This is a genomic window from Corynebacterium sp. HMSC056E09 (genome assembly GCF_001813425.1).
In the GTDB taxonomy this organism is placed as follows: domain Bacteria; phylum Actinomycetota; class Actinomycetes; order Mycobacteriales; family Mycobacteriaceae; genus Corynebacterium; species Corynebacterium hesseae.
The window spans coordinates 1-23,685 of sequence record NZ_KV812482.1; the positions used below are offsets into that span (position 1 = coordinate 1).

At 61.9% G+C, this 23,685-nt stretch carries 25 protein-coding genes; 8 read left to right on the forward strand and 17 right to left on the reverse strand.

Annotation, left to right across the window (positions count from 1 at the left end):
- Nucleotides 1–113: 113 nt before the first annotated feature.
- The 8 genes from HMPREF2912_RS01555 to HMPREF2912_RS01585 are packed head-to-tail and all read right to left on the reverse strand — an operon-like array spanning nucleotide 114 to nucleotide 6,084.
- Entirely contained in the window at nucleotides 114–848 is a 735-nt protein-coding gene (locus tag HMPREF2912_RS01555) for an AAA family ATPase (protein ID WP_010188884.1), read from the reverse strand.
- A gap of 18 nt (nucleotides 849–866) precedes the next feature.
- A complete protein-coding gene (gene rlmB, locus HMPREF2912_RS01560; protein WP_070522812.1) occupies nucleotides 867–1,817 on the reverse strand; it encodes a 23S rRNA (guanosine(2251)-2'-O)-methyltransferase RlmB in 951 nt (316 codons plus the stop codon).
- A gap of 59 nt (nucleotides 1,818–1,876) precedes the next feature.
- Entirely contained in the window at nucleotides 1,877–3,283 is a 1,407-nt protein-coding gene (gene cysS, locus HMPREF2912_RS01565; RefSeq protein ID WP_070522808.1) for a cysteine--tRNA ligase, read from the reverse strand.
- 33 nt (nucleotides 3,284–3,316) lie between these two features.
- Entirely contained in the window at nucleotides 3,317–3,994 is a 678-nt protein-coding gene (locus HMPREF2912_RS12815) for a hypothetical protein (protein WP_144676663.1), read from the reverse strand.
- A 59-nt stretch (nucleotides 3,995–4,053) separates the two neighbouring features.
- Complete coding sequence (locus HMPREF2912_RS01570; RefSeq protein ID WP_144676665.1) at nucleotides 4,054–4,254, reverse strand: hypothetical protein; 201 nt, start codon at nucleotides 4,252–4,254, stop codon at nucleotides 4,054–4,056.
- A gap of 28 nt (nucleotides 4,255–4,282) precedes the next feature.
- Entirely contained in the window at nucleotides 4,283–4,774 is a 492-nt protein-coding gene (gene ispF / locus HMPREF2912_RS01575) for a 2-C-methyl-D-erythritol 2,4-cyclodiphosphate synthase (RefSeq protein ID WP_070562317.1), read from the reverse strand.
- Nucleotides 4,767–5,528: a 2-C-methyl-D-erythritol 4-phosphate cytidylyltransferase gene (gene ispD, locus HMPREF2912_RS01580; RefSeq protein ID WP_070683087.1), complete on the reverse strand. Its 762-nt coding sequence runs from the start codon at nucleotides 5,526–5,528 to the stop codon at nucleotides 4,767–4,769. The genes ispF and ispD overlap by 8 nt, the downstream gene beginning before the upstream one ends.
- A complete protein-coding gene (locus HMPREF2912_RS01585) occupies nucleotides 5,500–6,084 on the reverse strand; it encodes a CarD family transcriptional regulator (RefSeq protein ID WP_070522798.1) in 585 nt (194 codons plus the stop codon). Before HMPREF2912_RS01585 ends, ispD begins: the two co-directional genes overlap by 29 nt.
- Before the next feature lie 288 nt (nucleotides 6,085–6,372).
- On the opposite strand from HMPREF2912_RS01585, the gene HMPREF2912_RS01590 reads away from it, so the two are divergent.
- Entirely contained in the window at nucleotides 6,373–6,948 is a 576-nt protein-coding gene (locus HMPREF2912_RS01590) for a hypothetical protein (protein WP_070564066.1), read from the forward strand.
- Between the two features lie 187 nt (nucleotides 6,949–7,135).
- On the opposite strand, the gene HMPREF2912_RS01595 is transcribed toward HMPREF2912_RS01590, so the two are convergent.
- Together HMPREF2912_RS01595 and HMPREF2912_RS01600 are read right to left on the reverse strand one after the other, a co-directional pair.
- Nucleotides 7,136–7,372 (reverse strand): hypothetical protein, encoded by a 237-nt coding sequence (locus HMPREF2912_RS01595; protein WP_070522792.1) that lies wholly within the window; start codon nucleotides 7,370–7,372, stop codon nucleotides 7,136–7,138.
- A 37-nt stretch (nucleotides 7,373–7,409) separates the two neighbouring features.
- Entirely contained in the window at nucleotides 7,410–7,622 is a 213-nt protein-coding gene (locus HMPREF2912_RS01600) for a hypothetical protein (RefSeq protein WP_070522789.1), read from the reverse strand.
- 219 nt (nucleotides 7,623–7,841) lie between these two features.
- On the opposite strand from HMPREF2912_RS01600, the gene radA reads away from it, so the two are divergent.
- Nucleotides 7,842–9,224: a DNA repair protein RadA gene (gene radA / locus HMPREF2912_RS01605; RefSeq protein WP_070683088.1), complete on the forward strand. Its 1,383-nt coding sequence runs from the start codon at nucleotides 7,842–7,844 to the stop codon at nucleotides 9,222–9,224.
- Here the strand turns inward: radA and HMPREF2912_RS01610 are convergent.
- Together HMPREF2912_RS01610 and HMPREF2912_RS01615 are read right to left on the reverse strand one after the other, a co-directional pair.
- Nucleotides 9,211–9,963: a hypothetical protein gene (locus HMPREF2912_RS01610; protein WP_070522784.1), complete on the reverse strand. Its 753-nt coding sequence runs from the start codon at nucleotides 9,961–9,963 to the stop codon at nucleotides 9,211–9,213. The two genes, radA and HMPREF2912_RS01610, sit on opposite strands and share 14 nt — an antisense overlap.
- Nucleotides 9,964–10,065: 102 nt before the next feature.
- Complete coding sequence (locus HMPREF2912_RS01615; RefSeq protein ID WP_070683089.1) at nucleotides 10,066–10,689, reverse strand: carbonic anhydrase; 624 nt, start codon at nucleotides 10,687–10,689, stop codon at nucleotides 10,066–10,068.
- Nucleotides 10,690–10,730: 41 nt separating this feature from the next.
- Here HMPREF2912_RS01615 and HMPREF2912_RS01620 point away from each other — a divergent pair, with 41 nt between their 5' ends.
- Nucleotides 10,731–11,591, forward strand: a complete 861-nt coding sequence (locus HMPREF2912_RS01620) for an HhH-GPD family protein (protein ID WP_070596947.1) — start codon at nucleotides 10,731–10,733, stop codon at nucleotides 11,589–11,591.
- On the opposite strand, the gene HMPREF2912_RS01625 is transcribed toward HMPREF2912_RS01620, so the two are convergent.
- Together HMPREF2912_RS01625 and HMPREF2912_RS12500 are read right to left on the reverse strand one after the other, a co-directional pair.
- On the reverse strand, nucleotides 11,557–12,873 hold the full coding sequence (locus tag HMPREF2912_RS01625) for a threonine/serine exporter family protein (protein WP_070522775.1): 1,317 nt from the start codon (nucleotides 12,871–12,873) through the stop codon (nucleotides 11,557–11,559). The genes HMPREF2912_RS01620 and HMPREF2912_RS01625 overlap by 35 nt on opposite strands.
- Nucleotides 12,873–13,043, reverse strand: a complete 171-nt coding sequence (locus HMPREF2912_RS12500; RefSeq protein WP_083299135.1) for a DUF4236 domain-containing protein — start codon at nucleotides 13,041–13,043, stop codon at nucleotides 12,873–12,875. The genes HMPREF2912_RS01625 and HMPREF2912_RS12500 overlap by 1 nt, the downstream gene beginning before the upstream one ends.
- Before the next feature lie 78 nt (nucleotides 13,044–13,121).
- On the opposite strand from HMPREF2912_RS12500, the gene HMPREF2912_RS01630 reads away from it, so the two are divergent.
- Entirely contained in the window at nucleotides 13,122–14,348 is a 1,227-nt protein-coding gene (locus HMPREF2912_RS01630) for a lipase family protein (RefSeq protein ID WP_070522772.1), read from the forward strand.
- Between the two features lie 18 nt (nucleotides 14,349–14,366).
- Here the strand turns inward: HMPREF2912_RS01630 and HMPREF2912_RS01635 are convergent, their stop codons facing one another.
- Nucleotides 14,367–15,083 (reverse strand): DUF1266 domain-containing protein, encoded by a 717-nt coding sequence (locus HMPREF2912_RS01635; RefSeq protein WP_246816449.1) that lies wholly within the window; start codon nucleotides 15,081–15,083, stop codon nucleotides 14,367–14,369.
- 249 nt (nucleotides 15,084–15,332) lie between these two features.
- Between HMPREF2912_RS01635 and HMPREF2912_RS01640 the strand changes: the two genes are divergently transcribed.
- The 3 genes from HMPREF2912_RS01640 (at nucleotide 15,333) to HMPREF2912_RS01650 (ending at nucleotide 17,724) form a co-directional block, all read left to right on the forward strand.
- Nucleotides 15,333–15,893 (forward strand): hypothetical protein, encoded by a 561-nt coding sequence (locus tag HMPREF2912_RS01640; protein WP_070683090.1) that lies wholly within the window; start codon nucleotides 15,333–15,335, stop codon nucleotides 15,891–15,893.
- Nucleotides 15,893–16,753, forward strand: a complete 861-nt coding sequence (locus HMPREF2912_RS01645) for a hypothetical protein (protein ID WP_070683091.1) — start codon at nucleotides 15,893–15,895, stop codon at nucleotides 16,751–16,753. The genes HMPREF2912_RS01640 and HMPREF2912_RS01645 overlap by 1 nt, the downstream gene beginning before the upstream one ends.
- Nucleotides 16,754–16,833: 80 nt before the next feature.
- Nucleotides 16,834–17,724: a cation diffusion facilitator family transporter gene (locus HMPREF2912_RS01650; RefSeq protein ID WP_070522760.1), complete on the forward strand. Its 891-nt coding sequence runs from the start codon at nucleotides 16,834–16,836 to the stop codon at nucleotides 17,722–17,724.
- Nucleotides 17,725–17,867: 143 nt separating this feature from the next.
- On the opposite strand, the gene HMPREF2912_RS01655 is transcribed toward HMPREF2912_RS01650, so the two are convergent.
- Nucleotides 17,868–20,645 carry an ATP-dependent Clp protease ATP-binding subunit gene (locus HMPREF2912_RS01655; protein WP_070522758.1) on the reverse strand — a complete coding sequence of 926 codons (2,778 nt, stop codon included), beginning with the start codon at nucleotides 20,643–20,645 and terminating at the stop codon, nucleotides 17,868–17,870.
- 254 nt (nucleotides 20,646–20,899) lie between these two features.
- Between HMPREF2912_RS01655 and HMPREF2912_RS01660 the strand changes: the two genes are divergently transcribed.
- Nucleotides 20,900–22,159 (forward strand): serine/threonine protein kinase, encoded by a 1,260-nt coding sequence (locus HMPREF2912_RS01660; protein WP_070683092.1) that lies wholly within the window; start codon nucleotides 20,900–20,902, stop codon nucleotides 22,157–22,159.
- Here HMPREF2912_RS01660 and HMPREF2912_RS01665 read toward each other — a convergent pair.
- Nucleotides 22,156–23,556 carry an MDR family MFS transporter gene (locus HMPREF2912_RS01665; protein ID WP_070683123.1) on the reverse strand — a complete coding sequence of 467 codons (1,401 nt, stop codon included), beginning with the start codon at nucleotides 23,554–23,556 and terminating at the stop codon, nucleotides 22,156–22,158. The two genes, HMPREF2912_RS01660 and HMPREF2912_RS01665, sit on opposite strands and share 4 nt — an antisense overlap.
- Nucleotides 23,557–23,685: the final 129 nt, after the last annotated feature.

A 23,685-nucleotide genomic window follows, 5' to 3' on the forward strand; every position in this document is an offset into this window, starting at 1 on the left:
GACAAAATCAACGCACTCTAAAACCGGAAGGGCCACGAAACCAGGAACGGAGGACACCCACTCAGGTCCGTGGCCGCCGTCCAGCGCGGCATAGGCGTCGACATAGAAGTCTCTCATTCGCCCTCCCCAATAAGAAACGCGGCGGTTCCCAATGGATCGGCAAGGAACTCGCGCGCGGCGTGGACAGCTTCCGTCGCTTCGGGAGCGACGGGCGCAATCCCCTTGTCGCCGAACGCGTAGACGGTCGCGCCTTGCATGCTGAGGAAGACTGGCGAGTGCGTCGCGAGGATGACCTGCGCGCCCTGGGCGGCGAGGCGCTCGAGCTGCGTGACAACCTCGACCTGCCGGGGATAGGACAAGCCGTCTTCCGGCTCGTCGAGAATGATCATTCCGTCAGAATGGAAGCGTCTCTCGACGAGGGCGAGCAGACCCTGGCCGTGGCTGAGAAACGGCAGGTCACTGAGCGGATCGGGATTCTCCGGGCTGTGGATCTGGTGGTGATACTCGCTCAAGTTGAGGAAGGTCTCGCCGCGCAAGAAGTACACGTCGCGCGGGTTGTGCGCCCGCGAGCAGATGAGCCACTCGGGATAGTCCTCGTCGCCGGTGGCAAACCGGGCGTGGCGCGAGCCGCCCTCGGGATTGACGCCAAGCCCCACGGCGATGGCCTCGAGCAGCGTGGATTTTCCGGCGCCGTTATCCCCCACGACGACGGTCACGGGCGTAGGCAAACGCAAGGCGCCGCCGGGCAGCGCTGCGATGAGCACGCCCAGGCGGCGCATGTGTTCCGGCACGCCGGGCAGTCCCTCCCCAATAAGCTCCGGGGCGGGACGCACACTCGTGAGGAACATGGCGGCGAAAGCGTGAGCCTACTTCTGGGCCGCGCGGCGCTGGCGGGCGAACTCCGAAAGGACCGCACCTGCCGCCACGGAGGCGTTGAGGGATTCAACCCAGTCGGTCATGGGGATGGACATGATGGCATCGCAGTTCTCGCGGACGAGGCGCGAGATGCCCTTGCCCTCAGAGCCGATGACGATGACGACGGGGTCAGTGCCGCCGTTGTAGGTGTCGAGCGTGTGCTCGCCTCCCGCATCGAGGCCGACGACCTGGTAGCCAGCCTTCTGGAACTCCTGAACCGTGCGGGTCACGTTGGTCACGCGAGCTACTGGCAGGCGCGCGGCAGTGCCTGCCGAGGTACGCCAGGTCACCGCGGTAACGGAGGCCGAGCGACGCTCCGGAATGATGACGCCATGGCCGCCAAAAGCGGCAACGGAGCGGATGACCGCGCCGAGGTTGCGGGGGTCGGTGATGTTATCGAGGATGACGAACATGCCCGGTTCCTGGGCATCGCGTGCGCGATCCATCAGGTCATGGACGTCGGCATACTTATATGGCGGGATCTGCAGACCAATGCCCTGATGCATGCCGTTGCCGGTCATGCGGTCCATCTCGTGGCGCTGGACCTCAAGAATCGGGATGTTGCGGGTATTGCACATGGCTACGGCCTCAGACAGGCGGGCGTCGTTGCGCGTTCCCTGCACAATGTAGAGCGACGTTGCCGGAACCTTAGCGTGGAGGCACTCGATGACCGGGTTGCGGCCGACGACCATCTCCGCGGTCTCCTTGTGGTGGCGGCCCGAGTTGCGGCGTTCGCGCTCCAGCTTCGCCTTGTGCTTGGCGTGGTAGACGCGGTCCTCCGCCTTCGGCGTGGGCCCCTTGCCGGCTAGGCCCTTGCGGCGCTGACCGCCAGAGCCCTTCGTAGCGCCCTTCTTATTCGTCTTGCGGATACCTGCGCCGCCGCGGCCATGGGTACGTGCCATAATTCTTCTCCTTATGTTGTCCTCGGCTTCTGTGCTGTCCTAGGCCTTTGCCAAGGACGTTAATCCGCCAAGGACCAGGTGGGGCCGTCGGCGGTGTCGGTGATGGTAATACCCGCGGCTGCAAGGCGGTCGCGCACAGCGTCCGCAGTAGCCCAATCCTTTTCTGCGCGGGCGGTAGTGCGACGCTCCAACTCGGCTCGGACGAGGACGTCCAATGCCGCATCAGCGCCGCTTTCTTCGCCACTATCTTTCCACTGTTCATCGAGTGGATCAAAGCCAAGAACCGCAGCCATGACGCGCACCGCCCCGGCAAGGCGCTCGGCTTCCTCACGGTTGCCTTCTCCCAGCGCCTTATTGCCCGCGCGCACCGTGGTGTGGATTTCCGCCAGCGCCTTCGGGACAGCAATGTCATCGTTCATTGCGTCCTCGAAGGCCGCGGTCCACTGGCCCTTCTCGACGCCCTCGAACTTGCCCACAAAGTCCTCAATACGACGGTAGCCCGCCGCGGCCTCGGTCAGCGCTGCCTCAGAGTATTCGAGGACCGAACGGTAGTGCGCGGAACCCAGGTAGTAGCGCAGCTCCACCGGGCGGACGATCTCCAGCATGTTGGCAATGGAGAGTACGTTGCCCAAGGACTTCGACATCTTCTCACCGGCCATGGTGACCCAGTGGTTGTGCATCCAGTAGTTGGCGAACTTATCCCCCGCCGCATGGGACTGTGCGATCTCATTTTCGTGGTGCGGGAACTGCAGGTCCAAGCCACCGCAGTGGATATCGAACTCGCCGCCTAGGTAGTAAGTCGACATGGCCGAGCACTCAAGGTGCCAGCCCGGGCGGCCCTTGCCCCACGGTGTGGGCCAGGACGGTTCGCCCGGCTTAGCCGCCTTCCACAGCGCGAAGTCCTGCGGGCTGCGCTTGCCCACGGCATCGGACTCACCCTGCTCCATATCCTCGACGCGGTTGCCAGACAACGCGCCATAGTCCGAGCCTTCCGTGGCATTCCACGCGGCGACATCAAAGTAGACGGAACCAGCACCGTCCTCGCCAGGCACGGCATATGCGAAGCCGGCGTCGATAAGCCGTTGCATGTACTCCACCATCTGCGTCACAAAGCCCGTCGCTCGCGGCTCCACGGAGGGCGGCAAAACGCCCAGGGTGTTATAAGCCTTGGTGAACTCGCGCTCATAGGTGGATACCCACTCCCACCAAGGGCGGTTATTCTCGGCTGCCTTGGTGAGGATCTTGTCATCGATATCGGTGACGTTGCGCACCAAGGCCACGTCATAGCCCTGCGCAAGCAGCCAGCGGCGCAGGATATCGAAGGCAACGCCGGAGCGCAGGTGCCCAATGTGCGGCTGGGACTGCGGGGTGGCACCACACAGGTAGATCGACGCATGGCCGGGACGAACCGGCTCGAACTCACGTTGGCTGCGGGTGGCGGTATCAAAAATGCGCAAAGTACTCACCCGGCCTAGTCTAATTGACCCGCAAGTAGGAATTCACCACGGCCGATGGTCACGCGTATGAGAAACGGACGCAGTGCCTGTCCACTCAACGGAGTATCCCATCTGCCGCAAGACTTGCGCAGCTCGCTCAGGATTATCAGCTACTGCTCCGCGCAACTGTTCATCGAGCCACTTTTCCCGACTATCTGTGAGAACGCTTTTCCAGCCGGGCCGCGATCGGAAACCGCATTCCGCGAAAAGGAAGAAAAAGTAATCCTCCAAAGACACCCGAAACCGTCTGCCGCCTACAGGAAAATGTATGTCCTCAATCTTTCCCTTCTTCCGCCGATTCTTCACTCCGGAAAAATTTTTCATTAACGCAGGACTCAACAAGCCAGCCACTCCTGAATGATGAATATGGGCAGTCGGAGCGACACGATTGTCTCGCTCGTACTCGAAACGCACGCCCGGAGCAGTCCCCACCCGTAGCTCAAACTTGCTCGATTTTACGCTGAGGGACAATTCATCAGGTGAAAGGACCGTGTGAAAGCGAACCACAGATTCGAAAAGGTCACTGTAGGAAACACTATGGCTACTATCGCTTCCTACGCCGTAAACCAGCGGTGCGTGCAATTCCAATAGTGCAGATCCATCGTCTGGGTTGAGATCCGTCCATACCTGAATATCGGAGTCTTTATTGAGGGGCAACACTTTCAGGTGCAAGGCATGCACCCAATTAAAGAATTCCGCTGTCAGCTGTTGCCCGATTCCCCCCCCAAGCAGACCACCGCTTAACGTTCAAGCATAAGCTCGACGCGTCGGAGCTCGTCATATAAAGCGCGCTCCGCTTTCGAAAAGCGACCGGACTCTGCAAGCATCCGCAAATCTTCAGAGCTAAGGTTTTCACCAACCGCAGCTTCCAAGGCGTGCAGGAGTTCGTCGTGCCGAGCACGAAGTGCCTCGGTATTGGTAATTCGCATTGTCAAAGCCACAGCGTCCTCCTTTTCTGATGACTTTACGTTAGGAATTGGGAGCGCGCCAGACCACGGCGGTGGCCACGGCTGCGCGGCCCTCCTTACGGCCGGTGAAGCCGAGGTGATCCGTCGTCGTGGCCGAAACAGACACAGGGGCGCCGAGGATGTCACTCAGCACGGACTCGGCTTCCTTCCGCCGCGGTCCCATCTTGGGGCTCTGCCCAACCAACTGTGCGGCGGCGTTGCCGATAATGAAGCCTTCCTTCTCCAGCAGCTCGCGGCACTCGCGCAGCAGCTGGGCACCGGAGACCCCGTCGTACTCTGGCCGGCCCACGCCGACGAAGGAGCCGAGGTCGCCGAGGTTGGAGGCGGAGAGCAAGGCGTCGACAAGCGCGTGGCTCACCACATCACCATCGGAATGGCCCTCGCAGCCATCCACGTCCTCGAAGAGGAGACCTGCGATCCAACAGGGTTTTCCAGGCTCGATCTGGTGGGCGTCGGTGGCGATTCCCACGCGCGGGATAATCGGGTTAGTCACTAGGCACCTCGAAGATGGTCGGTTCGGCCTCATCCGTCACGGCCTTGGCCAGGACGAGGTCAATGGGGGTGGTGATCTTGAACGCGAAGGTATCTCCCTGCACGGTCTCCACGCGCTCGCCGTGCCATTCCATGAGGCTGGCGTCATCCGTGGCGACGAAGTCAGGGTCCTGCGCCCAATAGTCTAGGTTGGCGCGGCGCAGCGCGGCCAGGTTAAAACCCTGCGGCGTTTGCACAGCGCGCAGACGGAAACGGTCTGGGGTGGACAGGACCGTCTGGCCCTCCACCTCTTTGATGGTGTCTGCCACGGGAAGGACCGGGATGACTGCGGTGGCGCCGTCGAGCACGCGCTTGGCGACGCGCGCGATCATCCCCGGCGGCGTCAATGCCCGGGCGGCGTCGTGGATGAGCACCACGGCGTCCTCTTCCGGGATTGCTTGCAATCCCGCCCAGACGGAATCGGCGCGCTCGCCCCCGCCGTGGACGATGCGAATGGGTACGTCAGAGCCGATGCGGCCGAGAATGCTGGAGGCATAATCTTCCATGGCCGGGCTGACCAGCACGATGATCTCATCAACGAATTCGGAGGTGATCATCGCCCGGACGGAGCGCTCCAAGAGGGTGCGCCCGCGTAGCTCCACGTAGGCCTTGGGAACATCTGCGCCGAGGCGTGTGCCCTGCCCGGCAGCCGCGACGAGAGCAATGACGCGGGGGGTGGGCTGGTCCTTAGTCTTCGTCGTCGAAGGAGAGGTCATCGAGATCGACGTCATTGTCAATGTCGGTGGTAATGGACTTGTCATCCACCAGGCCAGCGGCGCGGTGACGCTCGATGGTGGCGTTGATTTCCTCCATCATGGTGTCAGCCTTCTTCTCATCAACCGGCTTGGCCAGGGAGAGCTCACCGACCAGAATCTGGCGGGCCTTGGCCAGCATGCGCTTCTCACCAGCGGACAGGCCGCGGTCCTGGTCGCGGCGCCACAGGTCACGCACAACCTCGGCCACCTTGTTGATGTCGCCGGAGGCGAGGCGCTCCTGGTTGGCCTTGTAGCGGCGGGACCAGTTGCCGGCTTCCTCAACGTCTACTTCGCGCAGAACGGAAAAGACCTTCTCGAGGCCTTCCTTGCCCACGACATCACGCACGCCGACCATCTCAACGTTCTTGGAAGGCACACGGACCACGAGGTCGGACTGGTTGATTTGGAGAACGAGGTATTCGAGCTCCTCGCCGCCCATCTCCCGGGTTTCAATCGCCGTAATCTTGGCGGCGCCGTGGTGGGGGTAGACGACGACCTCTCCGACCTTAAATTCCATTGCCACTCCTTGTGAAGCCTTTGAGACGGTGCCCATCGTGTGCTCTCGGCGTACTCTCGGTGGGCCGCATATACAGGGAATCTATCCTAGCACGCAGCCATCGTGCCCCGCTCCCCCGCCCGGGTACCGCCTGCCCGCCGCTTTACACCACGGTGACGCCCTATAGAAAGCTCGGCTACCCCCGGTCTACCCAAGGGGTTTGCTGGAAACTGTGTGCTTTCTCCCCAGAGGTACTAGGCTAAAGCGTTGATAAGCTTTGTGATCGCAATTCAATGGAGGACACTCACAGTGCAGTCCCTGAAGTCCGCCGCTCGCTGCGGTGCCATCATGTCAGTTACCGCCCTCTCCGCGCTGGCCTTGGCGTCCTGCTCGGCCGGTCATGTTGCTCAGACCGCGGAAAAGGTGATTGCTGTCGACGGCGCATCCGCAAGCTCCGAAGATGGAAAGGTGGCCGTACGTGACGTCACCATTCAGGTTGAGCCGGACACCGGTGAGACCTCCCTCAAGTTCGTCGCCGTCAACCAGGGCTACAAGGTCAACGACGTCGTCCTCGAGTCCGTCAGCGTCGACGGCCAGGATGTTCCTCTGGAGGGCGTCGAGCCGCTCCCCCGCGATCATTCCCTCTTTGCTGATTCCCAGACGAACCTGGACCGCCTCCCCAAGGACGGCAAGGATAAGAACATCACTTATGTGACCACCTCCCTGGAGAACGAGGACTACGCCTTCGGCGGCTCCCGCCCGGTGACCTTCACCTTCAACACCGGCACCATTGAGGTTGACGCCACAGTGTCCGCCTCCCCGCTGCAGTCCGGTGACTTCGACCGCGACCCGCAGTCCACCGAAGGCTACGCTGAGAACAAGTAAGCCTTTTCTTCAAAGCGCAACCGCCCCAGCTGCCAAAGTTTTCCCGGATCTTCGAATCGGGGGATTCAACTTCGTCAGTTGGGGCGGTTGCGTTTCGTATTAGTGCTTCCGTAGATGCGCAAAGGCCACCGCATGAGATACACGCGGTGGCTTAAAGTCTTAGCAAACTTCCTAGAAGCGGATCCTTTTACTTAGAGGAACCACTAGCAATCAGAGCGAAGGCAAGGAAGCCGTAGCTCAAAGAGGAAATGCCAAACGGTACCAGCAGAGCGTTCGGCGCCTGCGGGCCACCGACCTCAACCATCTTGTCGATGACTTGGTTGAGCGGCTCCGGGTAGGTAGCTGCTGAAGCAGCCGGAGCGCCAGCAACGGTAACAGCAGTTGCCGCGGCAAGAGCAACGAGGGAACGACGAATCTTCTTCATAGTGACTCCTTGAGAAAGTGTTGACGTGCGAGTTGATTTAGCGGAACAGCAGGTTTCCCAGGAAGCCCAGGGAAGAGGTGAGAGCTGGAACGAGAATGATGTTCTGAGCGTGGTATCCAGCAGTGTTAGCAATCTGGGTAAGGACAGTTGCGAGCGGCTCCGGAGCCTCCGCAGCGGAAGCAGCAGGGGTACCAGCCGTAGCGATAGCAATAGCAGCACCGACAGCAACGAGAGAACGACGGATCTTCATGAAATCACCTTTGGGTAGGGAGACGATAGAAACCGGAACACACTTCATCAAAAAGCTAAGTATGTTACCTGCCAAATAGCTTAACCTCTTCGAGGCATCAGCGCTGGGCAACTCGAAGCATTCCATTCATGCGGGGGTAAGCCACATCGTTGCTAATACAAAGCCTTGCGGTGAGCAATTTAAGCCTGACTGTCCGGTGCGATTACTAGAGTGTGAGACATGGCAAAAAAGGTTCGTCCCGTCCACACGTGTTCTGAGTGTGGCTTCGTCTCCCCCAAGTGGCTCGGCCGCTGCCCTGAGTGTGGCTCATGGGGGACGCTGCAGGAAACCGCGGCGGCTCAAAGCAGTACCGCCGCCCAAGCCGCCGTGTCTGGGCGGCGCCCCACAGGCTTGACTCCGACGAGCCCGGCGGTGCCGATAACGAAGGTCGGCGCATCAGCGACGAAGGCCATCAATACCGGCATCGGGGAGCTCGACCGCGTTCTCGGCCGCGGCATCGTCCCTGGTTCGGTCGTGCTCATGGCGGGAGAGCCGGGAGTCGGCAAATCCACCCTGCTGCTGGAGGTAGCCTCCCGCTGGGCACAGTTGGGCCGCACCGCCCTGTACGCCACCGCGGAGGAATCCGCCGGGCAGGTCCGCGCCCGCGCGGAGCGCACCGGCGCACTGCATGAGACGCTCTACCTTGCGGCCGAGTCAAACCTGGACGTCGTCTTTGGCCATGTAGAGCAGCTTAAGCCCAGCCTGCTCATCGTGGACTCCGTCCAAACCATGCACGCCGCCGGGGTCGAAGGAGTAGCCGGTGGTGTAGCGCAGTCACGCGCTGTGACCGCAGCGCTGACCACGCTAGCTAAAACCACCGGCATCCCTATCCTCCTCGTCGGGCACGTGACCAAGGACGGCAACGTCGCCGGACCACGCGTGCTCGAGCACCTCGTGGACGTTGTCTTGAACTTTGAAGGTGACCGCCAATCCTCACTGCGGCTGCTTCGCGGCCTGAAGAACCGCTTTGGCGCTACCGATGAGATGGGTTGCTTCGAACAGACAGCGGCCGGAATCAGGGAGGTCGCGGATCCTTCCGGGCTCTTTCTTTCCCACCGCGGCAGCACCCCGGATGGCTCCGCGGTGACCGTCGCCATGGATGGTGTGCGTCCCATCTTGGCCGAGGTACAAGCGTTGACTGTCGATCCCGTGGCCAAGAACCCGCGGCGCGTGGTGACGGGGCTCGACGCCAACCGCGTCCCCATGGTGCTCGCGGTGCTGCAGGCCCGCGCGGGCGAGCGCACCAACGATAAGGACGCCTACGTGGCCACGGTGGGAGGAATGAAGATTCAGGAACCAGCCACGGATCTTGCCGTAGCACTCGCCACGTGGTCCTCCTTGCATGAGCAACCACTTCCGCCGAAGACCGTTGTCATCGGGGAAGTCGGCCTCGCCGGCGAGGTGCGCCGTGTGCCGAACCTAGACCGCCGCTTGGCAGAAGCGTCCCGTTTGGGTTACCGCTACGCCATCGTCCCGCCCGGAAAGGTAGAGATCGGCGGCGGCATGCAGGTGCGCCAAGCCGCAACGCTGAGCGAGGCGATTGCAGCGCTTAAAGCAAGTTAAACGGCAACGCTGGGGAGTAGTTTTCCCCGATGACGGTATGCAGGAAGTAAGCACCCGGCTCGGCTTCCTCACGCTCGGTACACTTGCCCGGTTCGGAGCGCTTGCGGGACCAATCCGCCTGGAAGTAGCGGGTCTCACCGGACTTGAAGGTCTGCTTGCCGGTTTCTACAGAGGCATAGCAGTCAGTATCGGCCCACACGCGCTCGTTAGAGCCCATCTTGTAAACCTCAAAGCGCAGCTGCTCTTCATCGAGGTCGATGGAGCAATCCTTTGTCGTCGGGTTAAAAACCTCCAGGTAGAAGGTCGGCATCTTACCGGCCGGGACGCTGTCCTCATTGGTCTTAGCCAGCACCTTGAGGTCCTGGAGGGAGCACGTCGTCTTGGACGGGTCCACGGTCAGCTCATCCGGCTTCGCCTCTGACGTTGGTTCTTCCTTGCCGGACTCGCCCGCCTCGGATTTCGCCGGTTCCGTCGAACCCGTCGCTTCGGCGGATTCCTTGGCTGAGGTGGGCTCCGTCGTTTCCGCTGCGGAGGTTGTTTTTTCCGAAGGTGCCAAGGTATCCGAAACCGCTGCCTGCTGCGACTCGGCCGCCGAGTCCTCCTTCGAACCGCCAAAGAGCGCGGTAGCAGCGAAGATAAGAACAACCACGAGTACCAAGATCGCCACGAGTGCGGCGACGCGACGACGCACGTAGATCTCTCGCGGCAGCTGCTTCGGGGTACGGGATGGCTCAGTCACAGGTCTTAGTTTAAGGGGACTCGAGCCCAACCCGGGCCAGCCCCAAGCCGCGTGTCTTGAGCAGCGGCTTCTACGCGCTTGGGGCCCGCCCAGCGCCCAGGGCTAATGAACTCCGTGCAGGACGACGGTTTCCACGCTGGAATCCTCAAGGAGGTAGCGCAGGCCGACGATGCCGAGCGTTCCGGCGTCGAGAAGCCGGCGTGCAGCCGGAATATCGGAGATGATCTGGGAAACCACCTGCGCGGTGTTTTCGCGCTCGAAGTCAGCGCGCTCTTCGCAGCCATCACGCTTGGCCACCATCGAGGCCGCGGCAACTTGCTCGATGATCGGGCGCTGCAGGCCCGTGGGCAATTCGCCACCATCCAGGAAGTCCTTGGCCGCGCCCACTGCGCCGCAGGACTGATGTCCCATGACAACGAGCAGGTTGGCGTGGAGGTTTTCTAAGGCATAATCCAGCGAGGCCATCACCGCGCTGTCCAAAATGTGGCCCGCGGTACGGATGACGAAGGCATCGCCGAAACCAATGTTGAACACGTGCTCGATCGGCGCGCGGGAGTCCGAGCAGGCCAATACGATGACGCGCGGATCCTGGCCCTGGGTCAGGCCAGCGCGCAGCTTCGCGTCCTGGTTAACGGCGATGAGGTTGCCCGTAACGAGGCGTTGATTACCTTGCTGGAGGGCTTCCCACACTTTCTGTGGATTTTGAGGAACTTTTGCTAAAGGCATGTTTCTTAGCTTAGACCTCAGCGCCCTACACTGAGGTGCCTATGGATACCCAAGCTGTCGTGGAATGGTTCGATGCCCATGAGCGCCCCCTGCCGTGGCGCCGACCGGGTACCTCAGCGTGGGGTGTGCTCTTAAGCGAGGTCATGAGCCAACAGACCCCCGTCGCACGCGTGGCCCCACAGTGGGAGGAGTGGATGCGCCGCTGGCCCACCCCACACGACCTCGCGGCGGCGTCCAAAGCGGACGTACTGCGCGCTTGGGGAAAGCTGGGCTACCCGCGCCGCGCGCTGCGCTTGTGGGAGTGCGCGAAGGAGATTGGTGAGGGGGCGGTTCCGGGAGACGTCGACAAGCTCTTGGCGTTGCCCGGGATCGGTGAGTACACCGCGCGCGCCGTGGCGTGCTTCCATTTTGGCTACAACGTCCCGGTGGTGGATACCAACGTGCGCCGCGTCTATGCCCGTGCCGAGGAGGGCCGCTTCCTCGCGCCGCCTCCCACAAAACGCGAGCTGGCACAGGTGGAAGCATTGCTTCCGGAAGAAAATGGGCCACGTTTTTCCGCCGCGCTCATGGAGCTCGGTGCACTGGTGTGCACAGCCAAGAACCCCGACTGCGCCGCCTGCCCCATCAAGGCCTCGTGCGCGTGGCAGCTCGCGGGCTGTCCGGAACCCAGCGAGGAGGAAGCGGCGCGGGCAAAGAAGCGCGTGCAGAAGTTCACCGGCACGGACCGGCAGGTGCGCGGGCTGCTTCTCGACGTCCTCCGCGGCTCACCCCACCCAGTGAGCCAAGCCGACCTGGATGCGGTGTGGCCGGACGCGGCGCAGCGCTCGCGGGCGCAGGCCTCGCTTATCGAGGATGGCCTAATGGACATCAACGAGCAGGGCCTGTTTCACCTGCCGCACTAGGCACGTGCGAGAAATCGATGAGGTGACCGAAGGTCCAATCGCGGTCAGTCAGCAGGCGGGCGAGGATGAGCCCGCAACCAATGGCCGCCACGGCCATCGAGGCAGTGGCGAAGTTGTTCAACGCCTGGTCCATGTTGCCAACATTAAGGTGATAAACCGTGCGGAACATGGAGGTTCCCGGGATCATGATGACGGACGCCGGCACCGTCGTGGTGATGCGCGGTAGATGCGCGCGCTTGGAGGCCACCGCGCCCAAAAGCCCCACGATGAGACCGCCGGCGAACGCGCCGACGTAGCTTGTGGCCCCGACCCCGATAAGGATAAGGCGAACGAGGTTGGCCACCGTGCCCACCGCGGCCGCCACGAGCACCATGCGGCGCGAGGAATTAAAGAGGAACGCGAATCCGGAAATGCCCAAGAAGCTGGCCGCCGCGGCGGCGAGGTACCACACCGGCGCATAGTCGGGGATGCCCGGTTCCGGAGTGAGCTCCGTGGTCCAGCTGACTAGGGCCACGGTAAAGGTGGCGGCGGTGATCACCGTCAGCGCATAGGTCAGGCGGGATAGCCCGGCCTCGAAGTCGAAGCGCGCGAGGTCAATGAGCGCGGAGAACAGCGGGAAGCCGGGAATGAGGAAGAGCACCGCGGCCACGTAGCCCGAGGAAAACTCTGACGGGTCCGCCACCCCGGCGGCGGCCACGGCCTCGGTGGTGAAGAAGTACACGAGACTGGCCACCGTTCCGGCTGCCACGATGCACCCCAGTTGGTGGACGTGCTTGCTGTGCAGAACCGCGCGGGTGAGCTGACCACAAAAGGCAGCGAGGGCCACCAGCAGAATCGCCAGCGGCGTAAAGAAGTTCAGGACCGCGAAAGAGGCGCACGCAATGGACGCCGCCGCAGCTAGGAGCCAGCGGTTCCACCGCTTGACCACGTTGGCCTCGATGACGTCGAGCATCTTTGTGAGTTCTTCCGCCGTGATGCCCGCGTACAGCCGGTGGTGGGTCAGGTCCTCTAGGGCTTCGATCCGGGAAGCATCGACAGCCGGTGAATGCTGCTGCGCCACCACCGTGCGGAAGTCGCGGCCACGGTGGAACGTACAGGTGATCTGTGTGACGCCAACGTTGGCGTCGAGCCGATCAAAGCCGAGCGCGCGAGCGGCACGTTTCATGCCGCGCAGCACGCGGTAGCCGGACGTTCCCGCACCCATGAGCATCATGCCTAGGCGCAGGACGACGTCGGCCTCGTACCCCATACGGACATAGTCGCTGCTGGGGTGAGAAGTCATTAGCGCCAGCGCCCCCGGAAGTTCAGTCCACCTGGAAGATTGACCCACATGCCGCCGCGGGAGTTAAAGGTCACGGGACCGACCTTTGTTGACATCGAGGCACCGGAGCCGGAGAGATTGATCCAGCTATTTTTTCCGGTCTTCTTGCGCTTGCGAAAATAAATGCCCATGCGCGCTAGCTTAGCGCAGCGACGTCTCAGCGCAGCGAAGTCGCTGCGCACCGGCGACAGAGCGATTACCCTTACGGCATGAATCTAATCTCTCCTCGCGCACTCGTGGCGGCCCTTACGCTGGCGGCTTCTGCGCTGCTGCCCGTCACAGCATCGGCTACACCCGGCACGCCGACCTCCGCCCATCCGATTGACCACCTCGCAGGCGTCTCCGGCGTCACTGCGGAGAAGATCTCCTATGAGTCCACGCTCATGGACGGCTCCCCCACCACCGTCACCGGCGTCATCTACGAGCCTTCCGCTGCCTGGAGCGGCCCGGGTGAGCGCCCCACCATCATCTTCGCACCCGGCACCCGCGGCGCGGGCGACCAGTGCGCTCCGTCCAATGCCACGCAGTCGGTGGGCAACGTCGCGCTGGGTCCGGCCAATCAGGTCACGCTCAATATGAACTACGAGTACGCGCTGTACCAATACGCCGCGCAACAGGGCGTGCGCGTGGTCACGACCGACCTGGTTGGACTCGGCACACCAGGTCACCACACCTATGTCAACCACATCGAGGAAGCACACGCGGTTCTCGACGCCGCCCGCGCCGCCCTCCGCCACGCGAACGCGCCGGCCGATGCCCCCGTGGGTTTTGCTGGCTATTCCCAAGGAGGCGGTGCGGCCGCGGCCGCAGCCGAGTACGCGGAAACCTATGCACCGGAGCTCAACGTCAAGGGCACCTACGCCGGTGCCCCGCCGGCCGATCTTTTCGAGGTCATGAACGCGGTCGATGGCTCCTCCATCGTTCACGTGTTGGGCTATGCCATCAACGGCTATGCGGAGCGCAGCCCTGAGTTTTATAACGAGGTCGTCACCGAGATGAACCCGCGCGGCATGCACTTCCTTGCCAGCGCCGCCCACGCCTGCATTGGTGATTCGATTGCGACGTGGGGCTTTACCCGCACCAGCCAGCTGACCAAGACGGGCGAGTCCTTCGGCGAACTTGTGCGCCGCAAACCGGCTGCCGCCCAGATGCTTGCGGAGCAACGACTGGGCCAGCGTGCCCTCAACGCCCCGATGCTGGTCATGAACTCCCCCACCGATGACCTCATCCCCTACGAGCAAGCTCGCGCGATGGCCGGTAGCTACTGCTCACTCGGCGGCACCGTCCAGTTTGACGCCGCCGACCCCGTCGACGTTCTTCCCCACTCCGGGGCCAACCACGCCGTTGGCATCATCAACTCGGTTCCGCGCGGCGTGGACTATCTGATCGATCGCTTCAAGGATGTCCCCGCACCCTCTAACTGCCAAGCTTCCTAAGGGCTTAGTGCAGGGGCTCTAGTGCAAACCACCCAAGGACGAGAATGGCTCCTCGGCCTGGATGTCGTGCAAGGGCACGCGCACCCAAGGCGAATCATTGTGTGCGAGCAGCTCGGTGATCCGTTGCGATTGATCCTTCATCGCAGCGGTGACGTCGGGCTCACCATCACTCGCCCAGATCATTCGACCCCACCAGAAACTTGCGGCTACGTCAGCCCACGACACGAAGTAGCGCTGCAACGCCGCCACGGCCTTGTCTGAAATCTGAAGGAACTCTTCTGGAGAGATCCACCCCAGCTCCGTTGCCGGGCCACCAACGGCGTGAACACGGATTATGTCCCATGCGCGCGTAGTGGTGGGCAGTGCCGGGGCCGCTGCTTTGGCAAAGCCCTCCGAGCGCAACATCCTCACGAGGTAGCGGAACTTATGTTCTCCAAGGCGCGGATCCGCGCCTTGGGCAATAAAGAAGTCTTTGAGGAACTCGACCTTTTCCTCCACTTCCGCATCTAGCTCGCGCTCGGGGACGTTCTTCACGGCGTATGCGAGGGGTAAAACCAGGTCATTTTCCACGTGCTGGCCACCTTCGAGCAGAGCATCAATAACCTGATACGCTTCCTGTGCACCAGTGACCCCCCAGTTTTGCTCGAGAGATGTTTTGTAGTACTTGGCCGCCCTTGCGTTGATGGCCTCAACCCCTAGCGGGGTCGCAAACGCCTTATTGCTCTTGTACGTCATTCCCCAAGAGTGTCGGCGCACCTCATCTTTGCTCGGCGCCGGTTCCGGCCACGGGAACTTTGTAAGGCGGTAGATCCAAGTATCATCAAACTTTGCTGGCGTGAACGTTGAGCTCATACCCACACAACGTACCGAGGTTTCTGGCACGGTTCCGTGGTGCCCCATCCATCACCCCTATGCTGGGGGTGATCTACACCATAATTCAGCGCACCCAGTCACAGTTTTTGATGTGTTGTTAGTCTCGTGTGCATGACAGGACCCCAAATTGCATTGACAGACCGGCCAGATCTCGGTGCTGCGCTTAAACGTGCTGGTGATTCCGAGATTGTGCACGCTGCCGCCGCAGCCGTTGTAGAAGGCCTTGGTGTCGACGAGATTGTGCTGGAAGCCGCCGCTACGAAAGCTAGCGGGGTGGATGGTGCCGCGTTTGTCACCAACCGAAGGATCCTCGTGACCGCCGATAAGAAGGATCCATCTCATTTTGAGTTCCTTGAACTTGACAACCTGGGCAACGTCACAGTTCTGCCCTACCAGGATGGCTGGGCCGTCGTGGCTCAACTCTACAACACATACAAAGTGTGGAGCGGGTTCACGGAAAAGGCCGCGCGTCGCGTGCAGTTTGCCGCCCAGTGGGCCCTGACCGCAGGCCGGGAGGCACGAACGGAGGCCTCGCGCGCGGTGTCTTCGGAGGAGCTTTTTAAGCGGTGGAAAGAAAACAAGCACCGTCTCAATCGCGACAGCGTGGAAGCGCGCGTTGAGTCGATGCGTTCCCTGTATTCCGACATTGATTCACGGTGGTGGCCTGAATAATGAGCCGACTTGCATACCCGGGTTCGCCCGATCACCTTAACGGGGCGGAAGACACATCACACATCAAAGAAGGCCAGACAGTTGCGGATAATGGCTACCGCCATTTCATCAAGCATGGCGAACTACTAGACCCAGGCGCGGCTTCGAAGAATGCATCAGGCACCGCCTCCACGTCAAACCCCACCGCGGGCACGACAGGCACCCACGCCGATGGCTCGAAGCAAGGCCTCAGTGTAAAGAAGCAGCTGTTGCTCCTTCCGCTGGTAATCGCGGTCATCGTGGTGGTAGCGATTGGTTACGTCGCAGCTAAAGACGCCCTCTTTGGTGACAAGTCTGAGGATTCCGCCGCGCCTGCGCAGCCCGCCGCTGAAGCACCTGCCGATTCCGGGGCTTCCAACGGTGACACCGCCGGCGAGACCGGTGGCGATACTGCTGGCGACGCTCAAAGCGGCCTCACTCCTACCGACCATGCGCCCGAGCCGATTGCTGACTTCGTGGAAGTGTGCACAGATTATGAAGTGATGTTCAGCTACTACGGCGCGGATAACTCCCCTGCCCCAGAAGCGAAGGGCACCAACTGTTCCGTGGATACTACGAAGGCGCCTGAGGTTGGTTATGTAGTCTTCACCGATGATCCTGCTGCCACCGCCGCCGTTCGTGACGGCAAGCCCGTCTTGGACGCCGCTGAGATTCCGGCAGAATCAACGCGCGGTTCCACATTCAAGGCACAGCGATTGGAGGCCATCTTCACTGTTCAGGAGATCCTCGCGGATGATAAGGGAATCGTTGAGTACATGATCAAGAGTGATGACCCTGAAGTAGCAAAGAAAGCTCTGGTAGACCTCGGCGTGGCCAAGTAGAGCTAGAACGCACACTTTTGCCCGCCGCCATACGTTTTCATTTTATTGTCAATAAGCGTTGGTGGTGATAGGCTGAGTGCATGGCACACGAGCACCACGACCATGATCACTCCAGCACGCCGCTGCGCGCGCTCCTGATTGCGCTCAGTATTACCGGCATTGTCTTCTTCGCGGAGCTAATCGGCGGATGGTTGGCGGGCTCGATGGCACTGATGGCGGATGCGATGCACATGCTTTCCGACGCCGCGGGACTCATCATTGCGGTGATCGCAGTGTTGGTTGGGCGGCGCCAAGCATCAGCCCAGGCCACCTACGGCTACCGGCGAGTAGAGGTACTTGCGGCGCTAGCCAACGCAGTAATGGTGCTGGCAATCTCAGTGTGGATTGTCGTCGAGGCGGTGCGCCGCCTGCAGAGCCCGGCCGAGGTACAGGGCAAGGCGATGCTGATCATCGCGGTGATCGGCCTGGTAGCCAATGCGCTCTCGGCGTGGGTGCTGCACCGGCACCGCGAGTCCTCGATCAACGTGGAAGGCGCGTTCTTACACGTACTGGTGGACTTGCTCGGCTCGGTCGCGGTGATCGTAGCGGGCATCGTGGTGCTGACCACGGGATTTGTGGCGGCGGACGTGATCGCCTCTTTAGTCATCGCGGCGATGGTGCTCCCACGCGCGTGGCAGCTCATGCGGTTGTCGGCAAGCGTTCTGCTCGAGCAGGTTCCGGCGGGCTTCGACGCCAGCGTGATCGAACCCGTGCTGCGTCGGGTCGAAGGCGTTGCCGACATCCATGACCTGCACCTGTGGAGCCTGGACGGAGTCAACGTTCTCACGACCGTGCACATCGTGCGCGACGGCACCGTCGACACCGGTCCGCTGTTAGATGCCGCCCAGCACGTTCTGCGCGAACATGGCATCGAGCACTCCACCATCCAAATCGAGCCCCCAGAACACGAATCCCACGAGACAGTGTGCTGATTCTGTTCTAGTTGTGGGCACGCCGCCCACCGGGCCGTCCCGCCCACCGGTCACGCAAAGAAAGCCCCGAACCGCACGGAGTGTCACTCGCATGCGGTTCGGGGCTAATCCTTATAGGCCCAGCGCGGGGCCCAAGTCAGCGCTTAGAGCGGCTGGCCAGCACCGGCACCAGCCGGCGGCGGATTGCCGTCATCACCATCGTTGTTGTGGGATTCCTCGGCGGAGTCGCTACCAGACTCATCGAGGACATCCGGGGTGACGGTGTCAGGACCATCGGAATTCGGACCGTGGGATCCCTCATCGATCTCGGTAGCTAGTTCCTCATCGGCCTCGCGCACGGCGGTTTCCTCGAGCTCCTTGTCGAAGGTGTCCTCCGGCAGCGGGCGCGGACGCGGGGTGAAGGTAAAGGTTGCGGAAGAGTTGTCCTTGGACTCACCATCCCAGCCTTCAACATCCACGGTGATGATCTCACCGGCGCCAATTTCACCGAAGAGGATCTTCTCGGAGAGCTGGTCCTCAATCTCGCGCTGGATGGTGCGGCGCAACGGGCGAGCGCCCAAGACCGGATCGAAGCCACGCTTGGCAAGAAGATCCTTGGCCTTCTGGGTGAGCTCGATGCCCATGTCACGCTCGGAAAGCTGCTTCTCGACGCGTCCGATGAGCAGCTCCACCATCTCGACGATCTGCTCCTGGGTGAGCTGGTGGAAGACCACAATCTCATCGATACGGTTGAGGAACTCAGGGCGGAAGTGCTTCTTCAGCTCGTCGTTGACCTTGTTCTTCATGCGCTCATACTGCGCATCCGAATCATTCTCCGAGGAGCCGGTGAAGCCCAAGCCCACGGCCTTCGAGATGTCCTGGGTGCCCAGGTTGGAGGTGAAGATGAGCACCGTATTCTTGAAGTCCACGATGCGGCCCTGGCCATCGGTCAGGCGGCCGTCCTCCAGCACCTGCAGCAAGGTGTTGTAGATCTCCTTGTGGGCCTTCTCGATCTCGTCGAAGAGGACCACGGAGAACGGCTTACGGCGGACCTTCTCCGTCAGCTGGCCGCCTTCCTCGTAGCCGACGTATCCCGGAGGAGCACCGAAGAGACGGGAGGCGGTGAAGCGGTCGTGGAACTCACCCATATCGATCTGGATAAGGTCATCATCCGAACCGAAGAGGAAGTTAGCCAAGGACTTCGACAACTCCGTCTTACCCACACCGGACGGGCCGGCGAAGATGAAGGAACCGGAAGGACGGCGCGGATCCTTCAGACCAGCACGGGTGCGGCGAATGGCGCGGGACACAGCCTTGACGGCTTCGTCCTGGCCAATGATGCGCTTGTGCAGCTCCTCCTCCATGTTGAGGAGGCGGTTGGATTCCTTCTCCGTGAGCTTGAGAACCGGAATGCCAGTCCAGTGAGCCAGGACCTCTGCGATCTGTTCCTCACCGACCTCAGCGATCTCCTCTAGGTCACCGGAACGCCACTGCTTTTCCTTCTCCGCGCGCTCTTCACCCAGCTTGCGCTCCTTATCGCGCAAGCCAGCGGCCTTCTCAAAGTCCTGGGCGTCGATCGCAGCTTCCTTCTCCTTGCGGACCTCAGCGATGCGGTCATCGACCTCGCGCAGGCCCTCCGGAGCGGTCATGCGCTTGATACGCATGCGGGCACCGGCCTCATCGAGGAGGTCCACGGCCTTATCCGGCAGGAAGCGGTCGTTGATGTAGCGGTCAGACAGGGAGGCCGCCGCCTTCAGTGCCTCGTCGGTATAGGAGACACGGTGGTGTGCCTCGTACTTATCGCGCAGGCCTTTGAGGATGAGGATGGTGTCATCGAGAGAAGGCTCTTCCACCTTGACCGGCTGGAAGCGGCGCTCGAGAGCGGCGTCCTTCTCAATGTGCTTGCGGTACTCATCCAGCGTGGTGGCACCGATGGTCTGCAGCTCGCCACGGGCCAGCTTCGGCTTCAGCAGCGACGCGGCGTCGATAGCGCCCTCGGCGGCACCGGCGCCGACCAAGGTGTGGATCTCATCGATGAAGAGGATGATGTCACCGCGCTGGTTAATCTCCTTGAGCACCTTCTTCAGGCGTTCCTCAAAGTCACCGCGGTAGCGCGAACCGGCCACCAGGGAGCCCAGGTCCAGCGAGTAGAGCTGCTTATCCTTGAGGGTCTCCGGGACCTTGCCGTTGACGATATCGAGAGCCAAGCCTTCGACCACGGCGGTTTTACCCACGCCGGGCTCACCGATGAGCACCGGGTTATTCTTCGTGCGGCGGGACAGCACCTGCATAATGCGCTCGATCTCGGAATCGCGGCCCACCACTGGGTCCAGCTTGCCATCGCGCGCAGCCTGGGTGAGGTTGCGGCCGAACTGGTCCAGCACCAGAGAGTTGGAACGCTCACCGGAGCCGCCCGAGCCGCCACGGCCGCCCTGGCCAGCGCCAGCACCAGCGCCAACCGGGCCGGCACCGCCCTGGGACTGGTTGCCTTCGCCCTCGTTGCCCTCATATCCGGAGAGCAGCTGGATAACCTGCTGGCGAACGCGCGGCAAGTCAGCACCCAACTTGGTCAGCACCTGCGCAGCCACACCATCACCCTCACGGATGAGGCCGAGGAGCAGGAACTCGGTGCCAATGTATTTGTGCCCCATCTGGAGGCCCTCACGCAGCGAGAGCTCGAGGACCTTCTTGGCGCGCGGGGTAAATGGGATGTGGCCTGTGTGCGGCTGAGAACCTTGACCAATGATCTCTTCCACCTCACGGCGGACATCCTCCAGCGAGATGCCCATGGACTCCAAGGCCTTGGCTGCTACACCTTCACCTTCATGGATAAGCCCCAGGAGGATGTGCTCGGTGCCGATGTAATTGTGGTTGAGCATGCGTGCTTCCTCCTGCGCCAAAACGATGACGCGGCGAGCACGGTCAGTAAACCTCTCGAACATTACCTCTTACCTTTCGCTTTAAATGTGTCATCCACTCTAACGCGCGGGGCGGACACTCCATTCACGATTTTTCTCCCCACTTCCCCTAAATCCCCGTTTCCGCAGGCAACGGCACTGTACGCCGGTAGCGAACAGGCAGTAGAAAGCCCGCATCACGCACCAGCCTGCCATGGAGGCTTCATCCCCTTAGAATGAAGAGGATTCTATAAATCTCATCGTCGACTCTCCGCGAAGGATTTCCCCTCACCGTGTCTATGCTCCCAGAATTTTTCACCACCCAGCACCAGCTGCGCCAAAAGGCAGTCTTGGACCAAGGAGCCGACTCCACGCTCTTCCTCGTAGAAGATCCCTCACACGATGAGATGCTCGTGGAAGTCTACGCCCCGGAGCACCGCGGCGTACTCCGCCAGTCCGGCATTATGGGGCAGCTACAGCACAGCGCCATCGCACCCATCGTGGGCACAGGCACGATGAACAGCGGTCAGGAATTCTTTGTGCGCCGCAGTCTGCCGGGCGAGCAGCTTTCTAACTTCACCTCCTCCGGCGTTGGCGCGCACCACCTGTCCCGGGAGGAAGCCCTCGCCGTCTTTGCTCCATTGGCAGACGCCACCGATTTTCTGCTCAACAAGGGCCGCGCCAACTACGCCATCCGCGCGCTCAATCCGCGTCGCATCATCCTGACCGATAACCGCTCGAATGCCTTCTTCGCTGCGGTCGGACCAGCCTCAACTAACGAAGCTCCCAACGCAACAGCGAAAGAAGCAATCGACCGCCTCGCGCGCATCGTCGCCGCCGCCTGCCCTTCCTTCCGCGCAGCTGCCGCCTACCCCTCGGCTGCTGCCGTCGTTGATTCGCTGCGTAGCGCGGGCACGACCAGCACGAACACGGCTGGCGCGAATACCAGTGGCACGAACACCGCCGCAACGGGCACACCGCAGTGGCAGCCAGAACAGCCTTACTCCCCCGCCCCGCAGGAGGGGTGGGGAACGCAGCCCCAACCGCAGGTCGCAGCTCCCGCTCCCGCGAAAGGCTCCACCAAGCGCAAGTCGACCTCGAAGAAGAAAGTCTTCGCCGGGCTCGGCGTGGGGCTTCTCCTCTTAGCTCTGATCGGCGGCCTACTGTGGTTCTCCTTGGGGCGGCCGACGTGGTCCGAGGCGGAGCAGGCGCTTGTCGACGACCACCCGGGACTCATCAGCTCCCGTCCCGGCGGGGAAGGCTTCAGCGGTGCCACCTGCGATGCCCGCGAACCGGAAGATGGTCAGGACGCGAAAATCACCTGCGTTGGTGACGGTGTGGGCTACTCCGTGGCGCGGTACGGGGACGTCGCCAAGCGCGATGCAGCCGCCCCGACGCAGGATGCACAGGAACTGTCCAACGGACAGTGCACCGTGCGCAGCTACGACGTTTCCGACACCGAGCCGGTGTTCTACATGGGCGCCGAGGACTCGACCGACGCCGTTCTCGTGTGGGGCGAGGATGCAGAGGAGCTTCGCCTGAACATGCCGCTGTGCTAATTCACGCGCTTGAGCAGCGGCGCAATCACCGCAATGGCGGTGCCGGCCACGCCAGCGAAGAGGAAAGCCCAGTGCGTTCCCTGTGCCGTCGCTGCGGCTGGTCCCATCCCCGCCGCGACACCGGCCTGGGTGCCGCGCGTGAGGAAGACAACGAGGAAGGCCGTTCCCATCGCACCCGCCAGTTGCTGGAAGGTGTTCATGATGGCCGACCCGTGCGAATACAGCTTCTCCGGAAGCGAGGACAGCGCTGTTGTCATCAACGGCGTCATCATCAGGCACATGCCGAAGGAGAAGAGAACGTGCATGCCCACAACCATCCACACGGCTGAGTTCTCGCCCAAGGTGGCCAAGAGCCACAGGCTGGCCACCATAAACAGCGAGCCCGGAATCATGAGCGGGCGCGGGCCATAGGAATCGAAGAGTCGGCCCACAATCGGGGAAAGAAATGCTTGGAGAATACCACCCGGCATCACCGCCAATCCCGTGGCAAAGGCGGTGACGCCCAGGGTGGTCTGCAGGTAGATGGGCAAGACCGTAACCATTCCCAGCATCAGGCCGAAAGACAATACCAGGATGAGCACCGCGAGCGTGAAGTTGCGAACGCGGAAGGGGCGCATATCCATTAGTGCACGATCCTCGAGCGCCAGACGCCGCTGCCGGCGGATGAAGACAATGAGCGCGATGACACCCACCACAGTGACGGCGATGTCTACCCAGGCACCACCCTGCAGCATCTTTTCAATCGAAGACAAACCATAGACCAGACCGCCAAATGCACAAGCAGAAAGGAGTACGGAGGGACCGTCGAGTGGGGTATCGCGGTTCTCACCCACATCACTCAGGCGCCAGAGACCAGCCACCAGGATGAGAGCGATGAGCGGCACCATGGCCCAAAAAATGACGTGCCAGGTGAAGCGGTTGAGGATTGCCCCGCCGACCGTGGGGCCCAGCGCCGGGGCGACGGAAATAACCACAGAAATAATGCCCATCACCGTGCCGCGGCGCTGCGGTGGGACCAGAGTCATGGCCACGGTCATGAGAGTGGGGATCATCAACGCAGTCCCGCCTGCTTGCAGGACGCGCCCGAGGAGCAGAGCGACGAAGCTCGGCGCAAGGGCCGCCACCACGGTGCCTGCCAGGAAGAACCCGGCAGAGGCGAAGAAAATCTGGCGCGTGGTGAGCCTCTCCAGCAGGTAACCGGTGGTCGGAATGACGACGGCCATGGTGAGCATGAATCCCGTCAACAACCACTGTGCGCTCGTGGCGGGGATGCCATAGTCCGCCATGATGGCTGGTAGTGCGACGGACAGCGAGGTCTCGTTGAGAATCATGACCATCGCTCCCAGCACCAGGATGCTGAGGTTGATGACTACCTTGGAGGGAATCTCAGCGGACATGCGGCCAGCCACACCTTTCTTTTCTCTGCTCTGGGGATACTCGCGCCAACGCTTCCGATGTCAGCGCGCAAGGAGTTTAGAGTACTCGCAAGCTAGCCGGGGATGCCACATGAGCCAGGGCAGCGAGGT